Source organism: Stieleria maiorica (assembly GCF_008035925.1).
In the GTDB taxonomy this organism is placed as follows: domain Bacteria; phylum Planctomycetota; class Planctomycetia; order Pirellulales; family Pirellulaceae; genus Stieleria; species Stieleria maiorica.
Genome location: NZ_CP036264.1, coordinates 9,241,692 through 9,258,713, shown reverse-complemented (window position 1 = coordinate 9,258,713; position 17,022 = coordinate 9,241,692). Strand labels below are relative to the sequence as shown.

The window sequence follows — 17,022 nt, the reverse complement described above, 5'->3', positions numbered from 1 at the left end:
AGACGGTCCCGGTCGCGTCGCGCAAACGTCCCGATGGCGAGATCCAGATTCCATCGCATTCGTTTTGCTTTGACCAGCTCAACGCACTAATGATTCTGACGCACCTCGTCGCTGTACCGCACGCCCTTGGGCAAACGTCCCCAGGGATTGGGATTGGCATCGTAGAAGTCCGGCAGCGGAGGCAACTCCAGCGAATCGTCTTGCCCGCCGGACCAGTACCCGTTGGCGTCCAAACGGATCGACTCGGTGTCAAAGAACAACTCGATTCGGCGCCGAATGAACGAGATGTGATCGCGGGCGACCGAATTGAGCGCCGACGTGAACGCCTGCTGGGCTTCCAAAAAGTCCCGCGCGACCACATTCCCCACCGCCAATTGCAATTGCAGCCGGGTGCTGACGACTCGTTCATACGCCAGAGCCGCTCGCGCCACCGAGATTTCATACTGGTTGCGTTGCAAACGCAGTTGCCGCAGGTCTTCTCGGACGGCGAACTTGATTTGATCTTCCAGATCGATCAAGGCGCGGCGGCCGGCTTGATAATCGATCAACGCGGCGCGATAGGTGTTGCGTTCCAAACGACGGTTCAGCGGCGTGTCGAGCGCCAGCCCCAGCCGCGACGTGGAGCCGTCGGCGGTAAAATCGAACACTCCTTCTTCAAAGCGGTTGGCCGACAGAGTCTGCGTCGCGCGGATGTCCAAGATCGACCGCAAGTCATCGGCGGCCAACTTGATCTGGCGGCGGTCATCGGCAAGCTCACCCCGGCGGTTCATCAGGTCATAGCGCTGGTACAGGGCCAACAACATCGCCTGCTCCTGTTCCACCTGCACCTCATCCAACCCGCCGATATCACTCGTCTCCACACGGTCGACCAGGGCCACGGTATCGGCAACCGTTTGCACGATCACGTTTTCAAAATCCACGCCGTCCTCGGGCAACAGATCACCGACCAATCGGTCCTTCAACGCGTCCGTCTCCTTCAGCAAGGCGTCTGCTTTTTCAACCAGCTCTGGCAACTGATCCAATTCCCGGTCTTCGATCGCGCTGTCCCATTGCCGCCGCAGCTTGTAGAACTGCTTGCTCAGTTGATCGGCGGTCACCGCGTCGGCGACATCACTTTCCAGCCCCAGGTCCGCCCGCAACTTGACCGCGCGTTCGGATTGCGACAACGTCGATTCGACCAGGTCGATCGTGCGGGCGAACTGAATCAGCGCTGGTGGCGGCAAGTCCGAGTTCAACTCTCGCGAACGGATCGATTCCAGTTGATCGCTCTGCAGTCGGGCTTCCAGCAGTGCCAACCGCAACGCCAACGTCTCGGTTTCTCGCTCCGCGTCGGTCACTTCGGTCACCCCTTCGATCTTGCGGCGGACCCGCAGCGTTTCTCGAAGCCGGTTGATCAACACCGTCGCCCCGTTGACGGCCGCATCCCGGTCCCCCAAGCGAATCTGGGCGGCATCCAGCAGCGTCCGCCGAGTTCGCATCACCAGTTGCCGCGTCACCGTCAGCTCGTCGCTGGCCGTCAACGATTCCAACTCTTCCAGGTTCAGATTCAACGGCATCTCCGGCGGCAACCCGATCGACAATTTGAGTCGATCGAGCGCGCTTTCCAGCGTGTTGCACGCGCCGACCAACGAACTGCGACTGTCCAACGCGTTCTGTTCGAACTGGTCGACTTGCACGCGGGGAATTCGGCCGGCTTGCAAGTACTCTGCCCTGCCCTGCAAGAACGCCCGCAGATTGCTGAAGTAGTCTTGCGAGCTGATCTCGATCGCACGATAGGTCAACAACAACTGGTAGTAATCGCTCGCCAAATCGACGAACAGCGCCCGCTGGGCACGGATCAGATTACGCGCCTCATAGACCACGTTTCGCTCGGCCCGCGTCAGCCCTTCAAAAACGACGTCGCGCTGGAAGATGGTCTGTTGGAAGTCAAAGACCAGGTCGGACCCGATGTCCGCGGCAAACCCCTGCGGTCCGTTGAACGTGAACACCACGCTGTTGGCGAAACTGGCCAGGAACTGGCCGGCGATCGCCGTGGTTTTCCGCACGCTGGTTTCCGTCGGAACCACCAATCCGTCCCGCGTCGTACTGTCCAATCGGACGTGCGTGTACGTGACGCCGGATCCGTTTCCGCGACGCGTGGGCCGCAGCACATACTCGTAGCGTTGCCCCGACAGCACCAGCGCCGCCCGGTACAACCGCTCCTTTTGCGTTTGAATCGCGCGGTTGTTCAGCGACGCCAGCTCCGTGATCATCGGCAACGTCAATCGCGGCGCATCGCTCAGCATGCCGGTCATGCCCGCGGTCGTGACGCGGGGATAGGATCGCCGAAACTCCTCGCGTACCGATTCGAACTCCAACATCCGCGGCACACAGGTCTCGGGAAGCTGCTGCCAGAACTCATCGGGGATCGGCACAATCCGAAGCTGCTCGGTATCCTGGCGGTTGTCGGCCGTCGGATCCCAATCCGGCTGGTTCTCCGCGGCTTCGCCCGCTCCACCTTCAAGGCTCAACCCATCGTCCGCTTGTGCGTCCCCAGCCCGCTCATTTTCTGCCCGCTCATTTTCTGCCCGCTCATTTTCCGCCTGCCCATCCTCTGCCTGCTCATTTTCACGAATCAACTCGGCCAGCCGGACCTGCGGCGTCACCGCATCGGCCGACCGGGGCATCACCAGCTTCATCTCTCCAGACGCCAGCGAGATCGCACCGGTCTCGTCGTCATCTCCAAGATTTGTTATGGCTCCCTTCTCCCCCGGCTTTGCGGGTGAGAAGGGCTGGGGATGAGGGGGCAGGCGGCCTGTCGTAGCATCTGAAGCAGCTCTTCGTCCCGGTTGGGCATTTGGCCCCTCATCCCCGGCCCCTCTCCCCGACTCGGAACGAGGGGTGCCAGTATGAGCAAAACCCTCTACCGCTCGTGTCCCGGACTCCGCCTCCAGTCCCGCCAACGGCCCCAAGTCCAATCCCTCCGCCTCCGGAAGCGGCAACTCCTCCGCTCCCGGCGGGGGCAATTCCTCCGCTCCATCCGCTGATTCGATATCTGATCGCTTTCGCGGCAGATTGGGGTCACCGGTGGCAAGCTGCGGGAGCTGGTATCCGTACAACTGCGGTTCCGGTAGCGGCAGTGCGGGACAGTCCTCCGGCGAAGGGTCAAAGAAGCGAGACCGCGGGTCGACATCGATCCCCGCCAGCGGCGGCAACGTGTACGCTTCCTCGCACCGCGTCTCGGCGTAGATCGCGGCCACGTCCTGATCTGCCTGAGTCCGATAGTGCTTGCGAGAACAACCCGAAAACAGCGGAAACAGCCCGACCAACGGCAGCGTGAAACACCAGACGAAACAATTGCGAGACAAAACGAACGCACCCCAACGGTAGACGGAAGGACCTGTGGGAGAATCATCGTCACCGGGTTGTCGGCGATTTGACGGATTCCCAGCCTCTCGCGGTCGTACCGGTTGAGTAAACCCTGCGGGCAAAAGGGCCCACCGGTACCCGCTCCCCACTGTACGACGGCCCTTCCGGGCGATCACCCCAGCACGCCCCGCGTGCCGCCCACTGTACGACGGCCCTTCCGGGCGGTCGCTCCAGCACGCCCCGCGTGCCGCCCACTGTACGACGGCCCTTCCGGGCGGTCACCCCAGCACGCCCCGCGTGCCGCCCACTGTACGACGGCCCTTCCGGGCGGTCACCCCAGTACGCCCCGCGTGCCGCCCACTTGTACGACGGCCCTTCCGGGCGGTCGCTCCAGCACGCCCCGCGTGCCGCCCACTGAACGACGGCCCTTCCGGGCGGTCGCCCCCACGTGGACGACAGCCCGGAAGGGCCATCCTACGCCAGAAAGCGTCCTCTCAATGCAGGCCTCCCCATACATTCCGATGCGCACCCACCTTGAATCGGCCCAATCATTGTGCCCCACCGGAATCTCAACCAACCTGGCATTGGGAAACTGACCGGCCAACGCTCGCGCGTGCGTGATCGGAATGATTTCGTCCAGCGCCGCGCCGTACACCTCGACCTTTCCGCCGTAGCCCTCCAGTGCGGCTGCGTTGTCCCAGTCGTCCAACAGCAGCGGGCGGACGGGCAAGAACGGAAAATGGTGCGCCGCGACGTCCGCCAGCCGGTTGAATGGAACGACCAGCACGATCTTGTCCGGAGCAATCTCTTCTTGCGACAGAACACACGCCGGGCCGCTGCCGATCGATTCCCCCAGCACGCACACGGGCGTGCCCGGATGCGTCTCGCGCAAGTAGCGATAGGCCTGCCGCGCCGCATCATTCATGGTCTCCCGCGACGGACGCCCCTTGCGGTCCCCATAGCCGGGATACTCCAACACGAACACGGAATCCCGCTTGGACATGCAATCGAGCACGTACCAACGGTGCGCGGCCTGCCCGGCGTTACCGTGGGTCATCAACCAGACACAATCGGGATTTTCGGCCCGGCGACAATACCCGATCACACTGCCCTGACATTGCCACGGCTGGAGCGGCGTCATCGAATTAGAACGCGACGGATGAAAGATCAGTGACCTTTGAAAGAAAAACGCCATCGCCACCAAACAGCCGTAGCCCACCAAAACGATCAACACGAGACCTTGCAATCGTTTCACAATCCTCTGCATGGGTGCATTGCTGACTCGATGGATAGGACACTGGCATCCACTTGTTCCCAGGCAGAGCCTGGGAACGAGGACCAAGTAAACGAACACTTGATTCTATCCGGTCAGAGTCACTGCGGCATGGCTTCCTATCGCGGTTCCCATCTGCTGGATGTATTTTCCGTGAATCGCTGGACATTTGCTCCAGGAGATGATGTGCGAAATCCGAACGGGTAGAATCGACAACCCCCAGTCACGCGGCAGGCCGGTCGATGGCCTGCCGACGCACCTCAGCAGGCCCCACTCGCGAGCGCGCAGACGGTCAAAACGGATCAATGACGAAGGAAACGCCCAGCGAATCTCCATCGGAACCGGAGCGACACACAGCCGGCGCTGACGAAGCGACGGCCGCCGCGCCGAAACGCCGTCACACCAAAAGCGTGGTCGTCCTGGCATTGGTGCTCGGTGTCCTGGCCGGCGTCGGCACCTTCACGTTCGGCTACGGCAAAGGGGGCAGCTACCTGAGCAACAACCCCGAAGGCTGCGTCAACTGCCACGTGATGCAGGACCACTTCGATTCGTGGCAACAGAGCAGCCACCACCACGTCGCGGTGTGCAACGATTGCCATCTGCCGCATGATGCGATCGGCAAATGGGTGGTCAAGGCGGACAACGGTTTTTTTCATTCGCTCGCCTTCACGCTGGGCAACTTCAAAGACCCGATCCAAATCAAACCCCGTAATCGTCGGGTGACGCAAGGCACTTGCGTCGATTGCCACAACGACTTTGTCCATAGCCTGATGCCGGCCACCGAAGGCGCCGACATGCTGAATTGCGTCCATTGTCACGCCGACGTCGGCCACGCCGGACGTTAGCCCCCGATCGTCATTCCACATTCACGTCCCGATTTTTCTCCTACAGAAACGCTTCGCCATGTCTTCAGAGACGAAACGCAGTTCCGGATGGATAGCGGTTTTGATCCTCATCGCCACGCTGACCACGATCGGCGTGCTGATCTTGCTGGTCACGATCTTTGAACACAAGCAGGAAGCCCGCGCGCCGTTCACCAAGGTGGTCGAAGTGACGGAAATCAGCAGCGACCCCAAACCCTGGGGACTGAACTTTCCGCAGCAATACGAAGACTACCTCAAGACCGTCAATGATGACTACACGGACTTCGGCGGCAACCACGCCTTGCCGCCCAGCAAGCTGGAAGAACACCCCTGGCTGAAGCGGCTGTTCGCCGGATACGCGTTCAGTATCGATTACCGCGAAGCCCGCGGTCACGCGCACATGCTGGCCGACCAAGAGGTCACCAAACGGGTCACCGAAGTCCAACAGTCCGGTGCCTGCCTGCACTGCCACGCCTCGATCATCCCCACCTATCGCCGCATCGGGCTCGAACAGATGGGTCAAGACGCCTCGCCGGCCGCGCTCAGCAACGACTTCAACATGGACGCCGTGATGGCGGGATTCAAAGCGGTCAGCCAAAAGAACTACGAAGAGGTTCATGCCGAACTGGAGAAAACCGCCGACGGAATCGATGTCCCGACCGGTGATCCCCACATGGGCGGCGCCCACCCGGTTTCCTGCGTCGATTGCCACGACCCGGACACCATGCAGATCCGCGTCACGCGTCCGGGATTCATCTTGGGAATCGACAAACTGGCCAAAAGCGACGATCCCGTGCCGCACCTGCCCAGCATCGTCCAGTGGCGTGAGGCCGGCGCCAAAGGCGACTACGATCCCAACACGATGGCCAGCCGCCAGGAGATGCGCACCTTCGTCTGCGGACAGTGTCACGTCGAGTACTACTGCGCCAACAAGATGACGCTGACGTTCCCCTGGGGCAACGGGCTGAAGATGGAGGATCTGGAAGCCGAATGGGACGCGACGACCTTCCCCGACGGCGGCGAGTTCTACGACTACGTGCACAAGGAAACCGGCACCAAGGTCTACAAAGCCCAGCACCCCGAATTCGAACTTTGGAGCCAAGGGATCCACGCGCGATCCGGCGTCAGTTGCAGCGATTGCCACATGCCCTATGAAAAGAAAGGCGCGACGAAAGTCAGCAGCCACTGGGTGCGCAGCCCGATGACGAACATCAACAAGGCCTGCCAGACCTGTCACAACATCCCCGAACAAGAAATCAAGGACCGCGTCGACATGATCCAAGATCGCACGCGGGCGTTGATCGACCGGGCCGCCGCCGCGGTGACCGAATTGTTCGACGCGATCATCGAAGTCCAAGCGGCCGGGGCGACCGAAGAGCAACTCGCCCCGATCCGCAAACTGCAACGCAAAGCGATGTGGCGACTCGATTACATCGCTAGCGAGAACAGCAAAGGTTTCCACGCCCGCCAGGAAGCCGCCCGCATCCTCGGCGAATCGGTCGACTACAGCCGCCAAGCCATCGCCCTGTGCTACAAACTGGATCTGAAACCGCCCCGAGACAGCGAAGCCGTCGCCGACGCCAACTAGCGGACGCCGCCCACGTAAAAGGGGACGGGGGTGAATGGCACGGGCTTAGTGAGCCGACGGCGCTAGCCGCGGGCCTTGAAACGTCTTTAACATGGCGGTAAGGCCCGAGGCTAGCGCCTACGGCTCAGCGTATTGGGCTTAAGCCCGTGCCATTCGGGACGGGGGTTGATTTCGCCTTCGGACGCCTGTCGCATTGGGGCAAGACGATGGGGGCAAAACAATGGGGCGGAGCGATGGCAGAATGATGGCTGCAGCCCGTTTCCCAGGATCATGCCTTACGCAGGGCTTCGATGGGGTTCATCGAGGCGGCCTTGTAGGCCGGGTAGACGCCGAAGACGATCCCGATGCCGACGGAGATCCCGAAGGCCAGACCGATCGAAGAAATGCTGGTGGCGGTGTTCATCCCCGCAAACACAGTCACGATGATCGGGATGGCGACGCCCAGCACGATCCCCAAGACTCCGCCCATCGCCGACAGCACGGTCGTCTCCAAGAGAAACTGACGAATGATGTCGCGCTTCTTGGCCCCGATCGCGCGACGGATCCCGATCTCACGTGTCCGCTCGGTCACCGTCGCCAGCATGATGTTCATGATGCCGATCCCGCCGACCAACAATGAAATGCCCGCGATCGCGCCGAGCACCAAATTCCAAATCCGTTTCTCATGTTCCGCCTGGGCCATCAACTCCAACGGCACCAAGACTTGGTAATCCGATTTCGACGCGTGGCTTTTTTCCAGCAGGCTGCGAACCATGTTGGCCGTCGGCACGACGCGTCCCGACGCGTCCCGGCCGCCATCGGCGCTGGCCACGGCCAAAGTGATTTCGGTCAATTCGACGCGGTCGTACTCACGGCTACCGGCGGATCCTTCGCGGGCGAGAAACCCGAACCGCGCACGACCGGTGTCGAGCGGAATGAATATGTCTTGATTGGCATCGCCGCCTTCGGCTTGGCCCGCTCTGGCGACCCCGCTGTCACGTTCCTCCAACACACCGACCACCCGGAACGCAGTCCCACCGACCAGGATCGGTTGGCCGAGCGGGTCTTTGAATCCGAACAGCGCCGTTGCGGCACCGTCGGCCAACACGGCGACGTTGGACATCGTCTCCAAGTCCCCCGACTGCAAAAACCGTCCCCGGGCGACCGTGATACTGCGAACATCGCGCAATTGCGGCGTCGTCGCCAGGATACGAGCCTGAGGAATACGGTTGCGGTGATGTGACACTTCATGCCGCTTCATCATCACCGGAACGACACTTTTTCCGGTCGGCAATTCGTTCAAGGCCCGCAGATCGCTGTAGGTCAGCCCGTAGGCATTGACCTTGTACCGGCTGGTGGTGACCATCGCCGGTTGGGTGCTGCTGCCGCCACCGCCACCGGCTTCTTCGGAGGGCTGAACCGTGCGGATGATCACGTTGTTGGCACCCAGGCCGCGGATCCGATCCAGCGCGTCCTGCTTGCTGCCTTCACCGATCGACAGCATCGCGATCACCGAGGCGACACCCAGGATGGTCCCCAACAGCGTCAGCGAGCTGCGCATTTTGTGCAGCAGCAAGTTTCGGATCGCCAGCTTGAGTGTTGCCCACCACATCAGGAATCGCCACCTAAAACGTCATCAACGAATTGCCGTGGGTTGAGCGCAACTTGATCGCCATCGGAAAGCCCGCTGACGACTTGAACGACCGAATCGGTCTGCCGCCCCGTTTCTACCGGCTGGCCGACCAATTGATCGTTTTGGCGAATCAGCACCCAAGTTTGATCGTCGCGTTCGATGACGGATTGGATCGGCACGGTCAATGCATCTTCGACCGAATCGATCATGATTTCCGTCACGGCGGTCATTCCGGGCTTGAGTTGATCGACGGTGCCATCGATCGTCACGGTGGTTGCATAGACCTTGGTTTCACTGCCCCGCCATCCATTCTGTTCGGGCAACACGGCGATCGACTGGACCGTCCCGATGTACTCCTTGCCCGGGAACGCGTCGACCGTGATCCGCGCCTTCATCCCGATCCGGATCTGCTCCAAATCCGACTCGTGCACGGCGGTTTGAACTTGCATCTTGTCCAGCGCCGGCAGCGACATCAGGTGCTGACGAAACCGGACCGGCATGCCTTCGCGGATCTCGTCGTTGCGGCTGGACGCGTACGCGACCATCCCGGCTTCGGGGGCAAAGATCTTGCAGGCGGCCAGCTGTTCGGTGTACCGCTCCAATCGCTCTTCTTCCTTCTTCAGCGACTCGGTTCGGGCCCGCAGGATCGCTTGAACTTGGGCCAGGCGGGCTTCATTGTTTCGCAGCGTTTGTTCCAATCCGCGCTCGGCGGTTTGCAGCTTGCCGCGCAACCGCAGCAGTTCCATCTCACGCTCGTAGTTTTCTTTCTTGCGAAGGGTCGCGAGCGAGGTTTCCAGTTTATTGAGCTGGGCAGCATACTTTCCTTCAGCCTGCAAAAACGCGAGTTCGCTTTTACGCAATTCGTTGCGGTTGGCGTAACCGAGTTTGTACAGCGAATCGATGCCGCGGCGGTCATCGCGTCGCAGTTCTAACGTCGCCTGGGCTTCCAAGATTTGGTTGTTCACTTCGTCGATGGAGCGTTTGATTTCCTCCACCGCCAGCTTGTGCGTGCCGCTTTCGTCGTCGGTGTACATTTCCAGCTCCAGCTTGGCGAGTTGAACCTGCAACTCCGCTTCAGCTTTACTGGTTTCGTTTTGGACGATCTGGTTGTTGTAATTGGCTTCGGCCTGGATCTGCGTGGAGCGTGCGTCCTCGGTTTCCAACATTTGCTCGTCGAGCGCTTCACGCATCGGCGCCGACTCCAGTTCGACCAACAAGTCGCCTTCTTCAACGCTGCTACCGTTAGGAATGATCCACAGGATCGGGGTTCCGTTGATCCCGTCGCGTTGGACGTCTTCGACCATGCAGTGGATTTCGCGGTTGGTTTGGCTTTGCAGGTTCCCCCGTTCGATCACCGTGACCTCGACGTCTTCGCGGCCGACCGAATGCAGCAGGACCCCTTCATCGACTTGACCACCGCCGCCGAAGAAGAACGCCGAGAGCGAAAACCCGAGGACGGGAACGGCGACCAGGGCGGCCAACAGCGGCAGGATCTGAACGACGCCGCGGCGGCGGGGATGAGAACTGTCACGACTAACCGTCACACCGCTACGCCCACCTGTCCGGCGCTGATGACGCGCGGTGCCGCACGCGGCCCCGGAATTGCGGATGCCCCCGGAATCGCTGCTCCCTATGGTCGCAGCGGCGACGTCGAGATCGTTGTCGAATCGAAACGCTGGGTCGGCCGTGGCGGGCCGGGGATCGATGAATTTGGACATGGCGTCGTAGGTGGGCTTGGAGGGGGGGAAGGTGGGTGTGCGGAACACGCCGCGTACGGTCAGCCGGCGACCGCCGAAACCCGAGTTTTGCTGCGAAACGGGTCTGACAGCCGGTTGGCCGTGTGCGGCGCGGTCACATCGAATTGCGGGGCAATTCACATGCCTGAATCCGTCTGGCGACGGTTCAAACGGCGTTGGTGGTGGGCACGGGGTGGGTGGTGGCGGGACGTTTCTGACGGCCGACGGTCGCACAAGAGCGGCAATCGAGCAGAAACGCACACGTAGTGTAGTCGACCAGCAAGCCGTTGTCTCCCTAGCCTATCGAAAGAAGGGGGGAGATCCTGACCGGGTCAACTGAGGGAATTAAACCGGATTTATCGGGTCCAAAGCAAGACATCCGGCGGTTTAGACTGGGCAGCCTGATTGCACCACTGGATCCGAAAACTCCCCGTAACGCGGAACTTCTCAAAGTACCTCCAGAATGTGGCGCCTTTCGGACTATGATCCGAAAAAACGTGTAGGATGGGGGGTGGTTCCGTCGCTGAACCACTGTTCAAGCTCACACCATTCGGAATTCTGGCATCATGGCGAAGGTATTACTGGTTGAAGACAGTCCGACTCAGGCGGTTGAGATGCGGATGTTGCTGGAGGAAGGCAGTCATGAAGTGCGGCATGCGGCCAACGGACAATTGGCTTTGGACGTCTTGGCGCGCGAGTCGCTGGACATTGTCGTGACCGACCTGGAAATGCCCGAGGTCAACGGTTTGGAATTGGTCGAGGTGATGCGGACCGACTACCCGCACATCCCCGCTATTTTGGTCACCGCGCGCGGCTCGGAAGACCTGGCTGCCGATGCGTTACAGAAGGGAGCGGCCGGGTATGTCCCCAAGAACCATCTGCAATCGTTGCTCAACGATACGATCATCGACGTGTTGGGGGTCATTCGCACCGACGCCAGCTTTGCCAAATTGATCTCCAAGCTGACCAAGAATGTCTTTGAATTCGAGTTGCCCAACGACAGCGAGTTGATCTCGCCGCTGGTGGGGCTGTTGATGCAAGTCGTCTCGGGGATGGACCTGATCAGTGGTGCGGAGATGAATCGGTTGGGGGTTGCGATCGAGCACGCGTTGATCAACGCCATGTATCGCGGCAACTTGCAACTGGGGCCGTCGGTGACCCCGGCCCATCACGCGATCATTTATGACGATGCGACCTCCGATTTGATCGAGCGACGAAAGCAAGAGTCGCCCTACAAGGATCGTCTGGTTTTCGTCGAAGCGACGGCCAGCAAGCAAGAGATCAAGATCGTGATCCGCGATGAAGGCAACGGCTTCGACACCTCGAAAGTGCCCGACCGAGTCGATGCGGATCTGTTCGCCGCTGAATCAGGAAAAGGCCTGGTCCTGATGAAAAGCTTTGCCGACGAACTACGGTTCAACGACATCGGGAACGAGGTCACGATGATCAAGAAGTGCTGCTAAGTAAAACGGTCCGATGGCAAACATGCACGGCAGAGGTCCCGACGAATCGACGGTCGATGATTCCGGAAGCGACGTCATGGACACCTTGGCCCCCAACCACTCGCTGGCCGCCTATGAGTCGCTGGTCAACACGCTACCGTTAAGCCTGTTGATCAAGGACACCGACGGCCGACGACTGTTTGCCAACGAAACCTATCTCAAGACACGCGGCTGTTCACTCGACGAGGTGCTCGGCAAACGCGATGAAGACCTGTTTCCGATCGACATCGCCCGCGCCTATTCCAAGGATGACCAACACGTCATCCGCACCGGCGAATCGCTGCACAGCGTCGAAGAGTCGGTCGACAAGTTCGGCCGGCGGCGGTGGATCGAACGCATCAAGAGCCCCGTGCTGGATGCCCACCAACACGTCATCGGCATCCAGCTGATCTTCTGGGATGTGACCGATCGGCACCTCGCCGAACGCAAGCTTAAGCACGAACGCTATCTGCTGACGACGCTGCTGGAGAACATCCCCGACAGCATCTACTTCAAAGATTCCGACAGCCGATTCGTCCGGATCAGCGAAGCGATGGCGAAAAAATTCGGCTTGGCCCGCTCGGCCGATGCCATCGGAAAGACCGACGCCGACATCTTTACCGAAACACACGCCGCCGCGGCCCGCGACGATGAACTGCGAATCATGCAGACGCGTCAAGCGGTCGTCGATTTGGTCGAACGCGAGACTTGGCCCGACCGAGACGACACCTGGTGCATGTCCACCAAAATGCCGTTGGTCGAAGACGGCGACAAAGTCATCGGCACCTTCGGGATCTCGCGTGACATCACCGAACTGATCAAGTACGAAGAAGCACTGCGCAAAGCCCGCGACGAAGCCGATTCGGCCAACCGAGCCAAGAGCGAGTTCCTGGCCAACATGAGCCACGAAATTCGCACACCGATGAACGCCATCATCGGCATGTCGGAATTGCTGGCCCAAACCAAACTCAACAACGAGCAACTGGACTACATCAATCTGGTGCGTGATTCGGCCGAGTCGTTGCTGTTGTTGCTCAACGAGATCCTGGATTTTTCCAAGATCGAATCACGTAAGTTGCAACTGGAATCGATCCCCTTCTCCTTGCGTGATCTGATCCAGCGGACCAGTCAATCGCTGTCGATTCGCGCGGCCAAAAAGCCCATCGAATTGGCCTGCCGCGTCGCACCGAATCTGCCGGATCGCTGGATCGGCGACCCGGGGCGGTTACGACAAGTGATGATCAATTTGATCGGCAACGCGATCAAATTTACCGACGCGGGCGAGGTGCTGGTCGAAGTCTGTGCCGGAGCGCGGCGGGACGACGTGCCGCCGGATCACTTGCCGCTGCGGTTCAGCGTCAAAGACACCGGGATCGGAATCGCGAAAGAAAAACAGGCGTCGATCCTGGACCCGTTCACGCAAGCCGACGAGTCGACCACACGTCGCTTCGGCGGCACCGGACTGGGGCTGGCCATCTCCAAAGAGCTGGTCCACTTGATGCGGGGTGAATTGCAGCTGGAAAGCGTCCCGGGTGAGGGGACGACGTTTTATTTCACCGCGTACTTCCCATTGGCCGCGGACCAATCGGTCCCCCACGAGGGAGACCTGGAGAGCCTGGCGCAACTGCCCGTTCTGGTCGTCGATGACAACGCGACCAACCTGCGAATCCTGCAAGAGATCTGTTCGAATTGGCGATTGAGCCCGACGCTGGCCGACGGCGGCGAGAGTGCGTTGCGTGCCGCGGCCCAGGCCGCCGAACAGGGACAGCCGTTTCAGTTGGCGATTCTCGATTGCATGATGCCCGGCATGGACGGGTTCGAACTCGCCTCGCAACTCCGCCGAGACTACTCCAGCGATCAAATGAAACTGATCATGCTGTCCTCGGCCTCCGACGGCGATGCGTTGCAACGCTGCCAGGAAGTCGGCATCGCAAGGTACTTGACCAAGCCCGCCGTGCAGTCGGAGTTACTGGACACGGTCCTGCAGGTCATGCAGCGGAAACAGATCGGCGTGATCGACCCTCGTACCGATCTGCCAGCCTGTTTGCCGATGCGCGTGCTGGTCGCCGAAGACGGCTTGGCCAACCAACACGTTGCCGTCGGAATGCTCCGCGCGTCGGGGCACCAACCGGTTGTCGTCAGCGACGGACGCGAAGCAGTCGCGCGATACCGATCCGAACCCTTTGACATGATCTTGATGGACATGCACATGCCCATCATGGACGGCATCGATGCGACCAAAGCCATTCGAGCCCACGAGCGGGTCACCGGTCGACACATCCCGATCCTCGCCTTGACCGCCGCGGCGATGAAGCGAGACGCGGAGGCCTGCGAACAATGCGGGATGGACGGCTACCTGACCAAGCCCATCCACCAGCGACGGCTGCAAGAAATGATGGCCCGTTTCGCCCCCGAGACATCCGTCCTGGACCAGCCCGCACCCGGCGTTGCGGTCCCCGGCAACGCCCCCGCGGCGACCGCTGCACGCAATAGCGACGATCGCGACGTGGTTGTCCGTGACGCCGATGTCAAAGACGCCGGCACACCCTCGGGGACGAGCACCGAAGCTTTCCAAGTGATCGACGTCCAAGCCGTGACCCGGCGAATTCCCGGCGGGGCACAGGGGGTCGCTCAACTGGCCGAAGTGTTTATCAAGGAATGCACCGACCTGATGCAAGTCCTCAACGACGGCATCCCCGGCGGCGACGCCGTGGTCATCGCCCGCACGGCCCACACCCTCAAGGGCTCCGCCGGTTTGTTCTACGCCGAAAAGGTCCGTGAGCTGGCGCTGCAGATCGAGACCAAAGCCAAAGCCGGTGATTTGGCCGACACGGTGGACGACCTTGCCCGATTGAATCCCCAAGTCGATGCGATGCTGGCCGAACTGCACCGGCTGAGCCATTCCAATTAGCCAGCTCGGACCGTGGTTATTCGCATGTGCGACAGCCCTTCCGGGCCAGCGTCCGGGAGACTCGGCCTTCGATGTACGACAGCCCTTCCGGGCCGTCGTCCGGGGGACTCGGCCTTCGATGTACGATGGCCCTTCCGGGCCGTCGTCCGGGAAACTCGGCCTTCGATGTACGATGGCCCTTCCGGGCCGTCGTCCGGGGGACTCGGCACGACGACCTAGAAAGGACGTCGTACGATGGGCCAGGACACAAAACCCAATTGCCTGTCGAGCGTTCCGCATTTCCCCCACCCGCCCGCTCCATGAACGGGTATAATACGACCAGGCGGACAAACGTAGATTTTGCACAAAGTTTCGACGTCTCGGTCAGCTCACGGTGGACTCCCTGGGTCGATCGATGAGCGGCCGATCGCAAGGCGAGAGCCATACAGCGAGAGTTTGTGCAGCCTTGAAATCATCGTTGATCTCCGGCGGGACTCCTCACACTTCCCGCCGGCGATGGTCCCGCTGCAATGGCGATCGCCACGATGTCGGTCACGACACCGACCCAGCGGGTGTGGGGCAGGCAGATCATTCAACGCTGCACAAGCGCTCTTTTGAAAAAGAGTTTGCGAGCGATGACACTGATCCGACTCAGCCGCAACGTCACCCCGGCACCGAGTCACGACGATTCGGAGCGACCGATGATCGACCACTCGTCGGTGCGCACCGCATCGATCTCCAAAGAACGAGCGGACAGCAACTGGGCGGACAGCGGATCGTGGAAAGACTTTGATCACGATGGCCCCCTCCCGCAGCCGGTCGCTAGGATCCAGCGCTACCGGATCGGCGATCAAATCGGAAAAGGCGGGATGGGGTTGGTCTACCACGCCCATGACAACGTCTTCGACCGCGATGTTGCGATCAAAGTCTTGCTGAAGAGCTATCAATCGCGCGAGGAATCGCGGGAACGCTTCTTTCGAGAAGCACGCACGACCGCACGGTTGCAACATCCGGGCATCGTCGCCGTCTACGACATGGGCATCAGCGACGACGGGCAACCTTTCTTTGCCATGAAATTGGTCGAGGGCAGAACGCTCAGCACGTTGCTGCGAGAGTCGTTGGACAGTGAGCGGCAAACACAACTGCACCAAGCGAGGCTGTTGGATGTCTTTGCCCGAGTCTGCCAGACGATTGCGTATGCCCATTCCAATCAAACCGTTCACCTGGACATCAAACCGTCCAACGTCATGGTGGGCGCCTATGGTGAAGTCCACGTGATGGATTGGGGTTTGAGCCGCCAGTTGGGGAAATCTCCGATTCAATCGGTTCCGATTCCGCCGGCGGCGGTGGACTGCATTTCGGACGAAGCGTTGTCGGCCATCCTTTCCAACAGCAAGATCATCGGCACGCCCAGCTACATGGCCCCCGAACAAGCCCGCGGCCATCACATCAGCGTGCGTTCGGACGTGTTCGGACTGGGAGCCTTGCTGTGCGAAATCTTGACCGGCCGGCCCCCCTACGAAGGCGACAGTTTTCGTCGCGTTTACCGTCGTGCCGCTCGCGGGGCATTGCGAGATGCGTACCAGCGGCTCGACGCCAGCGACTCCGATCCGGCGATCATCTCGCTGGCCAAACGATGTTTGGCCCGAAACGAACACGATCGCCCTGCCGACGCGGGGGCCATCGCCGACCAGATCACGGCTTTCCGAGAATCGTCGATGGAACGCGCCCAACGCGATCTGTGCCGGTTCTTTGAAATCAGCATGGATCTGTTTTGCATCGCCAGCCTGGACGGCTACTTCAAACGCGTCAATTCAAACTTTTCGCGTGTGCTGGGATACAGCGACCACGAATTGGTTTCCAAACCGTTCCTGCATTTCGTTCACCCCGACGACATCACGCAAACGCGAAAAGCGATCGGCGCGCTGGCCGATGGCGAATCGATCGCAGAATTCCGTAACCGATACCGTGATTGTGACGGCCATTACCGTTGGCTGCAGTGGAACGCCAAGTCCATCCCCGAAGACAACATCGTGTTCGCAGTCGCTCGTGTGATCGATGCCCCAGGCGGCCAGCCGGACTGACCGCGGAAAAGGGGTCAGGCACCAAAAATGCGAAGCACCCTGGGGGCCATTTGGTTTTTGGTACCTGACCCGAATGGCACGGGCTTAGTGAGCCGACGGCGCTAGCCGCGGGCCTTGATACGCCTTCAACACGGCGGTAACGCCCGA

The 17,022-nt window shown here is 60.7% G+C and carries 9 protein-coding genes; 5 read left to right on the top strand and 4 right to left on the bottom strand.

All coding sequences use genetic code 11. The features are described from left to right. Positions 1–86 precede the first annotated feature (86 nt). Together Mal15_RS31645 and Mal15_RS31640 are read right to left on the bottom strand one after the other, a co-directional pair. Positions 87–3,347, bottom strand: coding sequence for a TolC family protein (locus Mal15_RS31645; protein ID WP_147871383.1), 3,261 nt, complete (start codon positions 3,345–3,347; stop codon positions 87–89). Between the two features lie 332 nt (positions 3,348–3,679). Next, complete coding sequence (locus Mal15_RS31640; protein WP_199773772.1) at positions 3,680–4,615, bottom strand: alpha/beta hydrolase; 936 nt, start codon at positions 4,613–4,615, stop codon at positions 3,680–3,682. A gap of 311 nt (positions 4,616–4,926) precedes the next feature. Here Mal15_RS31640 and nrfH point away from each other — a divergent pair, with 311 nt between their 5' ends. Together nrfH and Mal15_RS31630 are read left to right on the top strand one after the other, a co-directional pair. Next, positions 4,927–5,466 carry a cytochrome c nitrite reductase small subunit gene (gene nrfH, locus Mal15_RS31635; protein ID WP_147871382.1) on the top strand — a complete coding sequence of 180 codons (540 nt, stop codon included), beginning with the start codon at positions 4,927–4,929 and terminating at the stop codon, positions 5,464–5,466. Positions 5,467–5,524: 58 nt separating this feature from the next. Then, complete coding sequence (locus Mal15_RS31630; protein WP_147871381.1) at positions 5,525–7,072, top strand: ammonia-forming cytochrome c nitrite reductase subunit c552; 1,548 nt, start codon at positions 5,525–5,527, stop codon at positions 7,070–7,072. Between the two features lie 268 nt (positions 7,073–7,340). On the opposite strand, the gene Mal15_RS31625 is transcribed toward Mal15_RS31630, so the two are convergent. Further along, complete coding sequence (locus Mal15_RS31625; RefSeq protein WP_147871380.1) at positions 7,341–8,663, bottom strand: ABC transporter permease; 1,323 nt, start codon at positions 8,661–8,663, stop codon at positions 7,341–7,343. After that, positions 8,663–10,402: an efflux RND transporter periplasmic adaptor subunit gene (locus Mal15_RS31620; protein WP_147871379.1), complete on the bottom strand. Its 1,740-nt coding sequence runs from the start codon at positions 10,400–10,402 to the stop codon at positions 8,663–8,665. Before Mal15_RS31620 ends, Mal15_RS31625 begins: the two co-directional genes overlap by 1 nt. Before the next feature lie 584 nt (positions 10,403–10,986). On the opposite strand from Mal15_RS31620, the gene Mal15_RS31615 reads away from it, so the two are divergent. The 3 genes from Mal15_RS31615 to Mal15_RS31605 all read left to right on the top strand — a co-directional run bounded on the left by Mal15_RS31615 (position 10,987) and on the right by Mal15_RS31605 (position 16,875). Further along, complete coding sequence (locus Mal15_RS31615; RefSeq protein WP_147871378.1) at positions 10,987–11,883, top strand: ATP-binding response regulator; 897 nt, start codon at positions 10,987–10,989, stop codon at positions 11,881–11,883. A gap of 13 nt (positions 11,884–11,896) precedes the next feature. Beyond that, entirely contained in the window at positions 11,897–14,812 is a 2,916-nt protein-coding gene (locus tag Mal15_RS31610; protein WP_147871377.1) for a hybrid sensor histidine kinase/response regulator, read from the top strand. A gap of 614 nt (positions 14,813–15,426) precedes the next feature. Continuing rightward, positions 15,427–16,875 carry a protein kinase domain-containing protein gene (locus Mal15_RS31605; RefSeq protein WP_167547170.1) on the top strand — a complete coding sequence of 483 codons (1,449 nt, stop codon included), beginning with the start codon at positions 15,427–15,429 and terminating at the stop codon, positions 16,873–16,875. The last annotated feature ends 147 nt before the right edge of the window (positions 16,876–17,022 follow it).